The sequence below is a fragment of the Collinsella aerofaciens genome (assembly GCF_039758965.1).
GTDB lineage: Bacteria > Actinomycetota > Coriobacteriia > Coriobacteriales > Coriobacteriaceae > Collinsella > Collinsella aerofaciens_BR.
On sequence record NZ_JBDMSL010000009.1, the window covers coordinates 22,026 to 36,187 of the forward strand.

The 14,162-nt window shown below is 64.1% G+C and carries 9 protein-coding genes and 2 tRNA genes; all 11 read right to left on the bottom strand.

Annotated elements, in window-relative coordinates:
- Nucleotides 1-37 precede the first annotated feature (37 nt).
- Nucleotides 38-121, bottom strand: a tRNA-Leu gene (locus tag ABHU32_RS04010).
- Nucleotides 122-552: 431 nt separating this feature from the next.
- Nucleotides 553-3,384 (bottom strand): molybdopterin-dependent oxidoreductase, encoded by a 2,832-nt coding sequence (locus ABHU32_RS04015; protein WP_346979048.1) that lies wholly within the window; start codon nt 3,382-3,384, stop codon nt 553-555.
- Nucleotides 3,384-4,298: an FAD binding domain-containing protein gene (locus ABHU32_RS04020; protein ID WP_346979049.1), complete on the bottom strand. Its 915-nt coding sequence runs from the start codon at nt 4,296-4,298 to the stop codon at nt 3,384-3,386. The genes ABHU32_RS04015 and ABHU32_RS04020 overlap by 1 nt, the downstream gene beginning before the upstream one ends.
- Nucleotides 4,299-4,527: 229 nt before the next feature.
- Nucleotides 4,528-5,883 (bottom strand): NADP-specific glutamate dehydrogenase, encoded by a 1,356-nt coding sequence (gene gdhA / locus ABHU32_RS04025; protein ID WP_346979050.1) that lies wholly within the window; start codon nt 5,881-5,883, stop codon nt 4,528-4,530.
- Nucleotides 5,884-6,138: 255 nt separating this feature from the next.
- Nucleotides 6,139-6,534 (bottom strand): putative Se/S carrier protein, encoded by a 396-nt coding sequence (locus tag ABHU32_RS04030; protein WP_195363849.1) that lies wholly within the window; start codon nt 6,532-6,534, stop codon nt 6,139-6,141.
- 15 nt (nt 6,535-6,549) lie between these two features.
- Nucleotides 6,550-7,182, bottom strand: coding sequence for a molybdenum cofactor guanylyltransferase (mobA, locus tag ABHU32_RS04035; RefSeq protein ID WP_346979052.1), 633 nt, complete (start codon nt 7,180-7,182; stop codon nt 6,550-6,552).
- Between the two features lie 155 nt (nt 7,183-7,337).
- Nucleotides 7,338-7,434 (bottom strand) — tRNA-Sec (locus ABHU32_RS04040).
- 135 nt (nt 7,435-7,569) lie between these two features.
- Nucleotides 7,570-9,537 carry a selenocysteine-specific translation elongation factor gene (gene selB, locus ABHU32_RS04045; RefSeq protein ID WP_346979053.1) on the bottom strand — a complete coding sequence of 656 codons (1,968 nt, stop codon included), beginning with the start codon at nt 9,535-9,537 and terminating at the stop codon, nt 7,570-7,572.
- Nucleotides 9,534-10,991: an L-seryl-tRNA(Sec) selenium transferase gene (gene selA, locus ABHU32_RS04050; protein ID WP_271748348.1), complete on the bottom strand. Its 1,458-nt coding sequence runs from the start codon at nt 10,989-10,991 to the stop codon at nt 9,534-9,536. Before selA ends, selB begins: the two co-directional genes overlap by 4 nt.
- A gap of 52 nt (nt 10,992-11,043) precedes the next feature.
- A complete protein-coding gene (locus ABHU32_RS04055; protein ID WP_346979055.1) occupies nt 11,044-13,161 on the bottom strand; it encodes a molybdopterin-containing oxidoreductase family protein in 2,118 nt (705 codons plus the stop codon).
- Between the two features lie 122 nt (nt 13,162-13,283).
- Entirely contained in the window at nt 13,284-14,123 is an 840-nt protein-coding gene (locus tag ABHU32_RS04060; RefSeq protein ID WP_346979056.1) for a formate/nitrite transporter family protein, read from the bottom strand.
- Between the last annotated feature and the right edge of the window lie 39 nt (nt 14,124-14,162).

Consider the following 14,162-nt stretch of genomic DNA (forward strand, 5'->3'; position numbering starts at 1 on the left):
CAAAGTGTCGCGACGGCCAGGGCCGACGCAGATGCGTTGGTGCGGGCGAAAGGACTCGAACCTTCACGGGAATCCCACCAGAACCTAAATCTGGCGCGTCTACCAATTCCGCCACGCCCGCATGAGCGCACAGACTAGGAATGATAGCAGATACGAACGGCAAGCGCACGCACACCTTTTACAGGCTCACGACCTCACCACGAGAGCAAGCCAATAGAGCACGCCACCCCATCTCATAAGTTGCGGTGGAATAGGGACTGTTTGGGGCTCCAGTCCTCCAAAACAGTCCCTATTCCACCGCAACTTCGGTGGGACTCGGCAGTCAGGCGATGCTGGCCATGCGCCGGAAAGCGTGTCCCGGTTTGGGGCCTCGGAATGGGATGCAATTTCCGCTATAGCCATCAACCGGAAACTGCAACCCGTTTTGAGCCCCTATTCCGGGATGCACTTTCCGCCAAGGCCCTCAAACGGAAACTGCAGCCCACAATTCAGTTGAAAAGTGGGCTGCAGTTTCCCCGGGCTAGGCAATGAGCGGGTACAGCGCCTCCTCGCCTACTCCCCCAGCAGGGCCTTCTCGGGCGTGATGGGCAGCGAGCGAACCTGGTGGCCGGTGGCGTGCGCCACGGCCGAGGCCACGGCGGCGAGCGGCGTGTTGATGACGACCTCGCCGATTGACTTGGCGCCAAACGGGCCCGTCGGCTCGTAGCTCGGCTCAAAGGCCACGCGAATGCTTCCGATATCCAGGCGCGTGGGCAGCTTGTAGCTCATAAAGTTGCCGGTACGCAGGCGGCCGCGATCATCGTGCTCGACGATCTCGTAGAGCGCGTGGCCGATGCCCTGGGCAATGCCGCCCTCGGCCTGGACGCGCGCGAGCGCCTCGTTGATCACGGTGCCGCAGTCCACAGCCGCAGCGTAATCCACCACAGTCACCTTGCCGGTGGCCTTGTCGACCTCGACCTCGGCAATGCCGGCCATAAACGGCGGAGGCGAAACGGGCAGGCAGGCAGAGGCATGCGAGGTGAGCGCATCGCCGCCCGCGATGTTCTTGACGCACAGGTTGGCAAAGTCGCGCAGCGTGAGGTAGCGGTTCTGCTCACGCGCGGCGCGCTCGTCGGACAGGCGCACGTACTGACCATCGAAGACCACGTCGGCGGCGTCCAGGTCCCACATCTGGGCAGCCTTGGCGCAAATCTTCTCGCGCAGCTCGGTCGCGGCGTTCTTGGCGGCAAGGCCCGTCACGTAGGTACCGGAGCTCGCGTACGAGCCGGCGTCGAACGGCGACACGTCGGTGTCCACGCCGCGCACCACAATGAGCGAGCTCTCCACGCCCAGCTCCTCGGCGGCAATCTGCGCCAGGATCGTGTCGACGCCCATGCCGTTATCGGTGGCGCCGGTGCCGATGGTAATGAAGCCGTCCTCTTCCAGGCGCATGTCGATGCCGGCGATATCCACGTTGGAGATACCAGAGCCCTGCATGGTGAGCGCACAGCCCAGAGCACGCACGCGGTCGCCCAGGTCCACGGCCAGCGGCTTGTCGCGCCAGCCGATCATGTCCATCGCGCGCAGCAGGCAGCGGTCGAGCGCGCAGGCGTTGAGCTTCTCGTTGTAGTACTGCGGCATGACCTCGCCCTCGCGCACGATGTTCTTAAGGCGCAGGTCGGCGGGGTCCATGTGCAGCATGTCGGCGAGCTCGTTGACGGCGCTCTCCACGGCAAACTGGCCCTGGGTGGCACCGTAGCCACGATACGCGCCGCCACGGTTGGTATTGGTGTAGACGGCGTCCCAGCTAAAGCGGCTTGCCTTCACATGGTTGTAGATGGGCAGGCTCTTGTGGCCCGAAAGGCCGATCGTCGTGGTGGCGTGCTCGCCGTACGCGCCGGCGTTGGACAGCGTATGCAGGTCGATGGCCGTGATGGTGCCGTCGTTCATGGCGCCCAGCTTAACGGTCATCTGCATCTGGTGGCGCGAGTTGCCCGCGGTGATGGTCTCCTCGCGGGTGTAGCAGCAGTAGCTCGGGCGGCCGGTCTGCTGCGTCACGAACGCCACGAAGATCTCGCAGCAGCCCGTCTGCTTGGAGCCAAAGCCGCCACCGATACGCGGCTTGATGACCTGCACCTGCGACTGCGGAATGTCGAGCGACTGCGCGACCATGCGGCGAACGTGGAAGGGCACCTGTGTAGAGGTGGTCACCGAGATGCGCCCGAACGCGTCGGTCGTCGCGAAAGCGCGGAAGGTCTCCATGGGCGCGGTCTGCGTGGCCTGGCTGGTGTAGGTACGCTCAAAGACGATGTCGCTCTGGGCGAATGCCTCGTCAAGGTCGCCAAAATCACTGGTACCGCTGCACACCAGGTTGCGAGCAACGTCGCCGCCCTGCGGGAACATAAAGGTCACGTCGCCCTCGGGGTGGACCACGATGTCGTTATCGAGCGCCTGGGTAAAGTCGAGCAGGGGCTCGAGCACCTCATAGTCGACCTTGATGAGCTTGAGTGCCTTGTCGGCGGCCTCCTCGGTCTCGGCGGCGACGATCGCCACCTCCTCGTTTTGGTAGCGAACCAGGTTCTCGAGAATCAGGCGGTCGTAGGGACTCGGCTGCGGATAGCTCTGACCGGCGATGGTAAAGCGGCGCTGGGGCACGTCCTCGTAGGTGTAGACGCCCACCACGCCGGGCACCTTCAGGGCGCGCGATGTATCGATGGAGCGGATCTTGGCGCGGGCATAGGGGCTGCGTTTGAGCTTGACGATCAGGGCGCCGGCGGGCACCAGGTCGCCCGTGTAGACGGGACGTCCCTCGAGCAGGGCCTTCGAGTCCTTCTTGGGCTGCTTGTGAGTGATCTGCTTGTAGGAGACACCGTCGCAGCTGGTGTCGTTGACCGGCAGCTCGGGCATCTCAAAGCCCACCTGCACGCCGGACTCGTTGAGGAAGCGCACGATGGCGCGCAGCTGGCTCTCGTAGCCGCTGCAACGGCAGAGGTTGCCGGCAAGCTGGCGCGAGAGCTCCTCGCGCGTGGCGACGAGGCTCGGGTCCTCCTTGGCGGCGCGGGCAAGCGCCAGCACGTTCATGATAAGGCCGGGGGCGCAAAAACCGCACTGCTCGGCGCCTTCGGCAGCCATTGCGCGGGCGAGCGCCTCGGACTCGGCCTTGAGGCCCTCGAGCGTGGTGATGGTGTGGCCCTCAACACGGGCGGCGGGAACCGAGCAGCTCAGCACCGGGTCGCCGTCGAGCCACACCGTACACAGACCGCAGTTGGTGGTCTCGCAGGCGCAGCGCACCGACGCGCAGCCCTGCTCGCGCAAAAGCGAAAAGAGCATGGTGTCGGGGGCAATCTGAACCTTGACCTTGCGGCCGTTGAGCGTAAAGGAAAGATCGATGAGTTTGGCAGCCATTAGCGCACCTCGCTAGAATCGACGCCGGGCACGCGGCGGCAGGAATACTCGTCCGTGGCAAACTTAGGCACTTGCACGGACTCGAGCTCGCGGGCAAGCGCAGCCGAGAGCTCGATGCCGGCGGCGCGACGCACAGCCTGGACGGCAAGCGGGGCCGAGATGCGGCGGCGGTAGTCGGCCGAGCCCCAAAGGTTGGTGCCGTAGCTCAGGGAACGCACGGATGCGGCAAGGGCGCGAAGCTCGTCCTCGGAAGGCTGCTCGTTCACCAGGCCACAAGCCTCGCCCTGCAGCAGGGTCGCGCGCAGCGGGCGGGCGCCCACGGTGACATGCCAGCTGTTGTCCCACCAGGCGGCGGTGACGTTTAAGGAGGGGAAGTCGGTCGCGGCCTTGCGCACGGCCTCGTAGCTCGCACGGTAATCGTGCTTGACGACCACGACGCGCTCGATCACGTCACGTACGTAGCCCATGTCCACGAACTCCGCGAGCGGCACGCGGCCGGCGCCCGTCAGCTCAACATAGGAATCGAGCGCCAAAAAGGCCGAGAGCACGTCCGAAAAACCAAAGCGGCCGTAGATGCTGCCGCCCACCGTGGCGGTATTGCGCAGCTGCACGCCTACGATATCGTGGACGGCGAACTCAAAGACATTGTTGACAAGCGCGTTGAGCCCGGCATGACGCTCGAGCTGGCGCAGGGTACACATGGCACCGATGCGAAACTCGGTCTCGGTCTCCTCGATCTGATCGAGTCCGCAGGCCGAAAGGTCAATCGCCGTCGCGACGCGACGCGAACCCAAGCGCATCCAAATGCCACCGCCCACAATCTTGTTGTTGCGGTTCTTCTGCAAGAGCTCATAGGCTTCGGCCGCGTTTCCAACACGGACGTAGGTACCGAACTTGAGCACGTTCTCCCCCATCTCTTCACTTGTCCAGTACCTTTAAGTGTACCAAACGAGGGGCCGCACACCGTTTTAGGACAAAATCCACCCACCCATACATAACTTGCGGTGATATACGGACTGATTAGCCGTTCTGGAACGCAAAACAGTCCGTATATCACCGCAAGTTATGAGGAGTCCTCCGGGATAGAAAAGGCTCCCAGCCAGATAGCTGGGAGCCTCATCACATGCTATGTCGAGCGAAGATTTAGCAGACGCCCTGGGCGAGCATGGCGTCGGCAACCTTCAGGAAGCCGGCGATGTTGGCGCCCATGACAAAGTTGCCCTCCTGGCCATACTCCTTGGCGGTGTCGTCCACATTGTGGAACATGCCGCGCATGAGCTGCTCGAGCTTGCCGTCGACCTCCTCGAAGGTCCAGGACAGGTGCTCGGCGTTCTGGCTCATCTCCAGGCCGGACACGAGCACGCCACCGGCGTTGGCAGCCTTACCAGGCATAAAGGCAACGCCGTTCTCCTGGAAGTAGGTCGTGGCCTCGATGGTCGTGGGCATGTTCGCGCCCTCGCCGACCACCTTGCAGCCGTTGGCGACGAGCGCCTGGGCATCCTCGAGCAGCAGCGTGTTCTCGCGAGCGCAGGGCAGCGCGATGTCGCAGGGCAGCTGCCACACGCCGCGGCCGTCACCCTCGTGCCACGTGGCATTGGGCTTCTCGTCGACGTACATGGCGAGCGTAACGCCCTTGTCGTGGCCGGAGCGCTTCTTGTTGTAGATGTGCTCGAGCACGGTGTAGTCGATGCCGTCGGGATCCTCGACCCAGCCGTGGGTGTCGGAGCAGGCGAGCACCTTGCCGCCGAGCTGGGAAACCTTCTGGACGGCGTAGATGGCGACGTTACCGGAGCCGTGAACGACGACGTTCTTGCCCTCGAAGGAGTCGCCGCGGCTCTTGAGGTACTCGTCCACAAAGTAGGCCAGGCCGTAGCCGGTGGCCTCGGTACGGGCGAGCGAGCCGCCAAAGGAGAGGCCCTTGCCGGTAAGGACACCGGTCCACTCGTTAGTCAGGCGCTTGTACTGACCGAACAGGTAGGCAACCTCGCGGCCGCCAACACCCAGGTCGCCGGCGGGAACGTCGGTGTTGGGGCCAATGTGGCGATAGAGCTCGGTCATGAAGGACTGGCAGAAGTGCATGATCTCGTTGTTGGACTTGCCCTTGGGGTCAAAGTCGGAGCCGCCCTTGCCGCCGCCCATGGGAAGGGTGGTCAGGCTGTTCTTGAGGATCTGCTCCAGGCCCAGGAACTTGAGCATGCCCAGGGTGACCGTCGGGTTAAAGCGCAGGCCGCCCTTGTAGGGTCCAATGGCAGAGTTGAACTCGACGCGATAGCCGCGGTTGACCTGAACCTTGCCCTGATCGTCGACCCAGGGAACACGGAACATGACGATGCGCTCGGGCTCGACGAGGCGCTCCAGCAGGGCGGCCTCCTCGTACTCGGGGTGGGCGTCGAGCGCCGGCTGAATGGTGCCGAGAATCTCGGTCGCGGCCTGGATGAACTCAGGCTGCTCGGGATAGCGGGCCTTGAGCTCTTCGAGAACTTTCTGCGTGTAGCTCATGCTTCCTCCAATGATGGGAAACGAAAATGTTGGTCGCGGCACCCTATGCGCCGCGAGCTTTATCGTGTATGGATAATATCGCACTGTTGCGGGAAAGTTTCGCATAAGCCGACGAGCAGATGTTTCGTTTTGATTACGATGCAGGTAGAAGCGTTTTTGAGTGCCTGACGTGCAAAACCCGTGTTTCAAACCTGTTTCGCCCACATGTTCCGAACCACCACATTGTGGACAGGCACCTTTGTGGTAGTGTGGCGGTTAGAGGACGAGCTGATGGTAGTCGGCGGGGGTTACGCGGCCCTCGGTGGCGGCGCGGAAGGCGGCAAGGGCATCGCCCGAGAACGGCATGGCCCAGCACAGGCCGCAACCTGCGGTAATGGAGCCGGGCAGCGGCATGATGCGCCCGGGCACACCGGCGGCAAGGCACAGCTGTTCGCATTCCATCACATCGAAGGTGCTATCGAACGAAACGATGATCTTGCGTTCATGGTCGAGAGCATCACCGGACGGGCCTTCGCGGCGTGCATCGCGATACGCCGCGGCGGCCGCTTCCTCTTCCGCAGTATGTCCACAGCCACCGCAACCGCAGGTACAGGGTTCGGACCCGTCGCAAGTGCAAGGTTCTCCCGTGTCGGGACAAATATCGTGAGACATGGCAACTCCAATCGTCTAGGCGAGTAACTCGGCCGCCGCAAACTCCTCGGGCGTATTGACGTTCTCGAAGCAGAGCGTCGAGCCCGCGGCCTTAACGATCTGCGGCTCATCCATATAACCGGCCTGAACGCGATTGATCAGACAGCGAATGCGCTGTCGGTCGCAGGAGAGCAGCTCTTGGGCAACCGGCGCACACGCGTCACGGCGCCAGACGGCGCAAAGCGGCTCAATCCCCCGCTCCTCGCGCGGCACGCACACATCGAGCGCCTCGGCCTCAACACGATCGGCGAGCGCGCCGATGAGTTCCGGCGAGACAAACGGCATATCGCAGGCGACGATCGCCACGAACGGCAATCGCGCCGCGGCCAACGAGCTCGCGATGCCGCGCATGGCACCCGCCGGTCCTTCAAGGTCCGCCACCACACGCGGCACCAGACCGCCAAACGCGTGCTCTTCAAGATAGGCAAGCTCGCTGGGACGCGAAGTCGTCACGACCAACTCGCCGGCAACTGTCGCTAGCCGACCCAGCACGCGCTCGATGAGCGGTTCGCCGCAAAACGCCATGCGCGCCTTATCGCGGCCCATGCGTGAGGACAGCCCGCCCGCTTGGACGACGCAAGAAAGATCGGCCCGTCTTACGGTAGTCATACGGCAAAACACCTCCATCGGCATGCTCGAAACCCGGTGCACGAAGCCAAATACCGTCGCCGATAAAGCGGGCGGCACGGCAAACCCATGCAAAAACAAAACAGCGCCCTTGCGGCACGCAGCAAGACCGCGAGCACAAAAGCGCTGGTAGCGTATGGCGGGAACGTATGTGAATCGAACACATCCAAGACGTTTTGCACGCCTCGCAACGGTTTTGAGGACCGCGGAGCCCACCGGAGCCCATCCGTTCCCAAGTGCGCCGGTATTTTACCAAACCGAAACGGCTCCATCCCAAAAAGACGAGCAAGAAGTTGCGGTGGAATAGTTCCTGGTTTGGCGTTAGATGCCGAAAACAGGAACTATTTCACCGCAACTGATAAGGGTGGGCTAGCGCAGGGAGCGCAGGCCACCGGCTTCCTTGTCGAGCGCCGTAAAGCGCACGGCATCCAGGTGTTCCAAGATGCTGATGGCGCGTTTGCGCGACACACCCAGGGCCTCGCGCATCACGCTCGTGGTGGCAGCGCCGCCGGCTGCCTCTATGGCGGCGGCGACAAGCTCACGCGCATGGGACTCGGCGGCAGCGGACAGGGCAACGTCGCGCTCGACCTTAACGATCGAGCGGTTGAGCGAAAGCTCGCGCAGGGCACGCGTCATGGTGTCGCGACCGAGCTGCAGCTGTTCGCCCACCTCGGGAAGCGCCGGTGCATCCAGGCCAGCCTCGTCAAGCAGCGCGACGATGCGCTCGCAAGCCTCTCGCACCACGCGTGCCGCCGCGGCGGCCGAATGCAGATCGAATACCTCGGCGCCCTCGGCGGCGCACACGCCACGGGAGCAGCCCTCGGCAATCAGGGCCGCGGCAACGCCTTCATCAGCGGCAGGCCACGCAGCATGGGCAACGGCGCCAGGCGTAAAGCCCGTTTCCTTGGGAGCCGCCGCGTGCATGGCTGACAGGGTCGCCGCCAGTGAATCCATCGCAGCGTCGAGCACGGCGGCATTCACATACAGCGCATCGCCCGAGCCGGCAAGCTCGTATACAGCACCTCGCGCCACCAACTCTTTCAGCGCGGCATCGGCCCCACCGGAAACAAGATCCAGCGCCGCGGCAACGTCGGCAGCCACGACCGGCAACGTCTGCAGCGCCAACCACGCCTCAACACCAGCAACGGCATTGCCGGCCTCAAGTGCCGCAAGCAGTGCGCGCTCCCCCGCCGAAAGCTCGCGCGAGCGACGGCAGCGCGAAAGCAGCACACGTCCGCCGCCAATAAGCATAACGGGCGAATACGACAGCACCACGGCATGGTCGCCGGCACGCAGCGGAAGTGGTTCCTCCAAGCGTACCTGCACCACTCGCGTCTCGCCCACCGCCATGAGCGCCTCGCCCTCCATGAACATGATGCGGCCGACGACTTCGGCCGTACCCGCCATCACATGCACGCGCGCACCCGACTCGAGCACACGCGGCTTGGCTCCCTCGCGACCCAAATACGTAAACGCCATCATAAAGCGCAGCGTCTGGCCAAAGCGACCCTCCACGCCGAGCATCTCACCACGATCGAGCGCAGCGACGCCATCGCCAACCAGGTTGAGCGCCACACGCTGACCGGGCAGCGCCTGCTGCGTGTCGCCATGCACTTGGATCCCACGTACGCGGCAGGCCGTGCGCGACGGCAGCGCAACGAGCACATCGCCCACCGCAACCGGCGCATCGTGCAGCGTTCCCGTCACGACGGTGCCGGTGCCCTTGATCGTAAAGCAGCGGTCAATCGGCAAGCGCGGCGCGGCATCGGTACGCTCGGCACGGTCGCGGCAGGAATCCCAGCAGGTACCAACCTGATCGTCAAGCGCGGCCAGCAGCGCGCCAATCCCCTCGCCGGTCTTGGACGACACGGGGACCATCGGCGCGCCCGCAAACACGGTACCCGACAAAAAGTCATCGACATCGAGCTCGGCAAGCTCGGTCATCTCGGCATCGGCCAGGTCACACATCGTCAGCGCCACCACCATATGCGTGACGCCCAGCAGCTCCAGCACGTGCACGTGCTCGCGCGTCTGCGGCATTACGCCCTCGACGGCAGAGACCACCAGCACGGCAACGTCGATGCCTGTCGCACCCTGTACCATAGCGCGCAGGTAATGCGCGTGGCCCGGCACGTCGACAAGGCCAACGATCTTGCCGCTCGGCAGTGCCAGTTCGCCAAAGCCCAGCTCCACCGTCATGCCCCGGCGACGCTCGACCTCCAGGCGATCGGGATTCTTGCCGGTCAGCGCCTCGATCAGTGCCGACTTACCGTGGTCGACGTGACCCGCCGTGCCAACGATAACGGGACACTCCACCAGCGCCTGAACCTCACTCATCGAGCAATCGCCTTCTTAACGCACGCAACGAGCGTCGATGCCGCTGTCTCGATATCGCGGTCGCCCACGAGCGTACGGACGTCAAACAAAATGCGATCGTGCGAGGTTCGTGTGACGACCGGAGTGTCGAAATCTTGGACGAGCGAGCGCTTGAGTGCGTCAACGGAAAGACGCTCATCGACAAGACGCACGGCAACGCACATGGTGGGCAACTCGACGGTAGGCAGCGAGCCGCCGCCGGGAGTCGACGACTCCTCGACGATTTCCACCTGCACGGCACACGGGCAGCCAGCCTTATCGAAGCCCGCCACCATCAGCTCGCGCAGCTTGCGTGCGCGACGCTCCAGATGAGCCTGCGGAAGCGTGAGCATGTTGAGCACCGGCACCTCACGATGGGCCACATCCGCCCCATCCATGTAAATGCGCAGTGTAGCCTCGAGCGCCGCGAGTGCGAGCTTGCCCGGGCGCAGGGCACGCATAAGCGGATGCGACCCGCAGGCCTGGACCAGATCGCGACGGCCCATGATAATGCCCGCTTGCGCGGCGCCCAGCAGCTTATCACCCGAGCACGACACGATATCGAGCCCTGCCGAAACCGAAGCCGGCGTGGTTTCTTCGCCGCCGCGCACCAAGATGTCGTCGGGCAACAGCGCGCCCGAACCCTGGTCCTCGTAGAACAGCAGACCATGCTTGTGGGCCAGGGCGGCAAGCTCCCGAGAGCCCACTTCCTCGTGAAAGCCCTCGATGCGATAGTTGGAAGGATGGACCTTGAGGATCATGGCCGTATCGGGCGTAATGGCTTGCTCATAATCTGTCAGGTGTGTGCGGTTGGTGGCGCCGACCTCGACGAGCTTGGCGCCCGAAGCCGCCATGACATCGGGGATGCGAAAGCTGCCGCCAATCTCGACAAGCTCGCCGCGGCTGACGATAACCTCTTTGCCCGCAGCATGAGTCGCCAGCACTAGCAGCACGGCGGCGGCGTTATTGTTAACGACCAGCGCGTCCTCGGCTCCGGTAAGCGAGCGAATGAGCTGCGCGGCATGTTCCTTACGCGACCCGCGCGAGCAGGTGTCCACGCTGTACTCGAGCGTGCTGTAGCCGCGCGCGACCTCGGCCACGGCCTTGGCAGCCGATTCCGCGAGCGGGGCGCGACCCAAGTTGGTATGGATAACCACACCCGTGGCGTTGACGGCGGGACGCAGGCTCGGCAGCGCGGAGCGATGCGCACGCCACTCGATGGCCGAGGCCAGCTCGCGCTTGGAACGCGGCGCGGCACCGGCGCGAATCGCGGCGCGCTCCTCGTCGAGCTCAGCAGTCACAGCAGCATGGACCACCGCGTCGCAGGTCTCCCCCGCCGCCTTCACAACCGGCCACTCGGCAAGCAGCTCGTTGACGGAAGGAATGGCGCGCAGGCGGGCGCGTACCTCATCGGACATGTTCTGGCTATCGCTCATGTGCGGCCTTTCAAAAGAAACGTGGATCAGTCGAATACATCAGCTGAGTCAATTACTCGTTATTATCCTCGCGCGCCGCGATCTTTTCCACACGAACGGCGTTTTCCTGGGTGAGCGCGGCACCCGTCAACGGGTCCCAGCGCAGCGGCGTATGGTCGAGCGGGCCCACGCCCAAGGCTTGAGCGCCACCGGCATCGGCGCCAAACGAACGCCCGCCGGGGGCGGCCGACGTAAAGATACACGCCGGATGCAGATACGGCGTCGGCTCCACGCGCACGCGGTCGCGGCCCATATCGCTCACGAGCTCGACGATCTCGCCGTCGGCGATGCCCATGTGCGCAGCAGCATCGGCATTCATCTGCACGGCATCCAGGTCCGATCCAGCCTCGGCGGCACCTTGGGCCGCGAGCCTTCGCGAGGTATGCGACTCAAAGGGACGGTTGCCGCTAATGAGGCGAAACATCCCCGGGCCGGGCTCCACCATGGGCGCGATCCAACCGGGAACGCGGCCCAGGCCGGTTCGGCCCCACACGTCGCTTGCTAGCGCGATCCTGCCACCGTTCAAGGGAATCGCCGGCTCGCCCGTACGCGACGGCAACGCAACACCCGTGTCGGCCCAGCCGCGTTCCTTGAGCTCGTCCAGATTGATCCCAAAAGGCGCCACCTGGGCAGCCGCCAGATCGTCAGACGTAAACTGGAAGTACTCGCCCACGCCGCAGGCAGCAGCCAACCCGGCAAAGATCTCCCGACCGGGACGCGTGTCGTCATGCTGCACGGGCAGCACGGCATTACGGTAGAACACGCGCGCATCGTTGGTGCCTATCACCGTTCCCACGCCACGGTCGGCCTCCAGATACGTCACGTCGGGCAGCACGAAGTCAGAAACGCGCGCTGTCTCGGACCAGCGAATACCAACGGTCACGAGCAGATCAAGCTGTTCCAGAATCGATAGCCACGCCCCGGCGTTGCCATAGCCCGCGCCGGGATTGCTGGCGTAAACGATCAGCCCGTGCAGGTCCCCGGCAAGAATCGACTGACCGATGGTCGTACACAGGCCGCGCACCGGATCGACCAGTGGATAGCGCTCGGACCCCAACTTGGGCTCACGCGGCACCGGCGGCGTCGCAAAGCGTGCGGGATCGAGGTCGCCCAACACAAGCGGCGTGGGCGGGTTGAGGGCACCGCCCGCGTGTCCGATGCAGCCCAGCAGCACGTCGACCAAGCAAATAGCGCGCGCGGTCTGGGTGCTATTGGCATACGCGATTCCGATGCCGCCATGAAAGCCCGCATCCACCACGGCGGCAGGCGCGGCGCCAGCGAGATCGCGCGCCGTGGCGACAATCTCTGCGGCTGGCACGTCGCACATCGACTCGGCCCACTCGGGCGTCCAAGCACTGGCCGCCTGTGCCAGCTCGTCAAAGCCTGTGGTGTAGCGGTCCACGAACTCGTGATCGTACAGGCCCTCGGCAATCAAGACGTGGACAATACCCAACAGCAGCGCCAAGTCGCAGCCCGGGCGTACGCGGAGCCAGCGATCGGCAAGCGCGGCCGAGCCGCTGCGCCGGGGGTCAACCACGATGATCTTCGCCCCGCGCCGGCGCGCATCGTTGAGCGCGTCAACGGCCCCCATCGTCGACGAATCGACAATGGAACGCCCCAGGTACATGATGCAGTCGGTATGCGACAGGTCGGAGGCGGGACTATAACCCAGGCTGTGCTCCCAACCGGTAAGTCGGCTTACCTCGCAGGCACCGTCGGCACCGTACACGTTGGGCGAGCCCAGCGCATGCATAAAGCGATACGCCCAGTAGCGGTCGAACGAGGGCACGCCGAGCGTCATGCCCAGTGCACGAGGCCCGCACTCGTCAACAATCCCCAAAAGACGCTCGGCAATCTGCGCGAACGCCTCGTCCCAGGTAATCGCATCAAACCCCGAGCCATCTCGGCGGCGTCGCATGGGGTGCACAATGCGGTCACGCTCGTCAAACGGCATTGCCAGGCGATGCCGTCCGCGGGCGCACAGGGCACGCGCCGCGCACGGATGCCCCGGCACCGGCAACTCGGCCACCACACGCCCATCCTCAACATGGGCCGCAAAGGCGCAATCGGCATAGCATCCCCCGCATGTGGTCACCACGGCGCGACCGTCACGCTTCACAGCAGATGCCATCTCGATTACCCCTTTCACAAGCCAAACACAACAGACCAACAGCCCGGCAACGGGCCCCAGACCCAAAAAGCCTCCCGCACGGCAACGCCCCGCGGGAGGCCCAACGTCAAACAGACGGTACCTTACGCCTCGGACTTCTTGGCATAGATAAACCAGTAGCCGAGCGCGATCAGGACCGCGCCGCCCACGATGTTGCCCAGCGTGGCGGCGGACAGGTTAAACGCAATGCCCGCGGCGTTGAGTGCATCGGCGCCGGCGACGTCGGCACCATAGCCGCACGCGTGCATCACGGCACCCATGGGCAAAAAGTACATGTTGGCAACGCAGTGCTCAAAACCGCAGGCCACAAAGGCGGCAATGGGCAGCAGAATGCCCACAACCTTATCGACCACGGTCTTGCCGGCGGTACCAATCCACACGGCCAGGCACACAAAGATGTTGCACAGGATGCCGCGGAAGAAGATCGTCACCCAGTCGACCGTCACCTTGCCAGCGGCGACGCTCACCATGGAATTGGCGACCGCCTCGCCGTTGAGCTTGTAAATGCCGGCCATGTACACCAAAAAGACGATGAACAGGGCACCGGCAAAGTTACCAAGCCACACGACGACCCAGGCCTTGAGCATCTGGGCCAAGGTGATCTTTTTGCTCTTGAGCGCGCAGACCATAAGCGAGTTGCCGGTAAACAGCTCGGCGCCGCACACCAGCACCAGCACCAGGCCCAGGCAAAAGCACAGGCCGCCCACGACACGCTGAGCGCCCCAGCCCAGCGTGCTATCGCTCAAGAACACGGTAAAGAACAGACCGCCGAAGGCAATGAACGCACCGGCGAACATTGCCAACAGAAAGGCCTTTGCGACCGGCAGGTTGGCCTTGGTCACGCCGGCGGCCTCGGTCTTGGCCTCGATCGCGGCGGGCGCCAGGCAATCGGGAGCGGGATATTCTGCCTTGGAATCTGCCATGTCAATCACTTCTTTCCTAATCAGCAGGGACAGGCGCTC

Coding starts and splice junctions, on each gene's coding strand:
- ABHU32_RS04020 (WP_346979049.1), bottom strand. CDS start 4,298: ATGGGGGAGAACGTGCTCAAGTTCGGTACCTACGTCCGTGTTGGAAAC.
- ABHU32_RS04015 (WP_346979048.1), bottom strand. CDS start 3,384: ATGGCTGCCAAACTCATCGATCTTTCCTTTACGCTCAACGGCCGCAAG.
- gdhA (WP_346979050.1), bottom strand. CDS start 5,883: ATGAGCTACACGCAGAAAGTTCTCGAAGAGCTCAAGGCCCGCTATCCC.
- selB (WP_346979053.1), bottom strand. CDS start 9,537: ATGAGTGAGGTTCAGGCGCTGGTGGAGTGTCCCGTTATCGTTGGCACG.
- ABHU32_RS04060 (WP_346979056.1), bottom strand. CDS start 14,123: ATGGCAGATTCCAAGGCAGAATATCCCGCTCCCGATTGCCTGGCGCCC.
- mobA (WP_346979052.1), bottom strand. CDS start 7,182: ATGACTACCGTAAGACGGGCCGATCTTTCTTGCGTCGTCCAAGCGGGC.
- ABHU32_RS04030 (WP_195363849.1), bottom strand. CDS start 6,534: ATGTCTCACGATATTTGTCCCGACACGGGAGAACCTTGCACTTGCGAC.
- ABHU32_RS04055 (WP_346979055.1), bottom strand. CDS start 13,161: ATGGCATCTGCTGTGAAGCGTGACGGTCGCGCCGTGGTGACCACATGC.
- selA (WP_271748348.1), bottom strand. CDS start 10,991: ATGAGCGATAGCCAGAACATGTCCGATGAGGTACGCGCCCGCCTGCGC.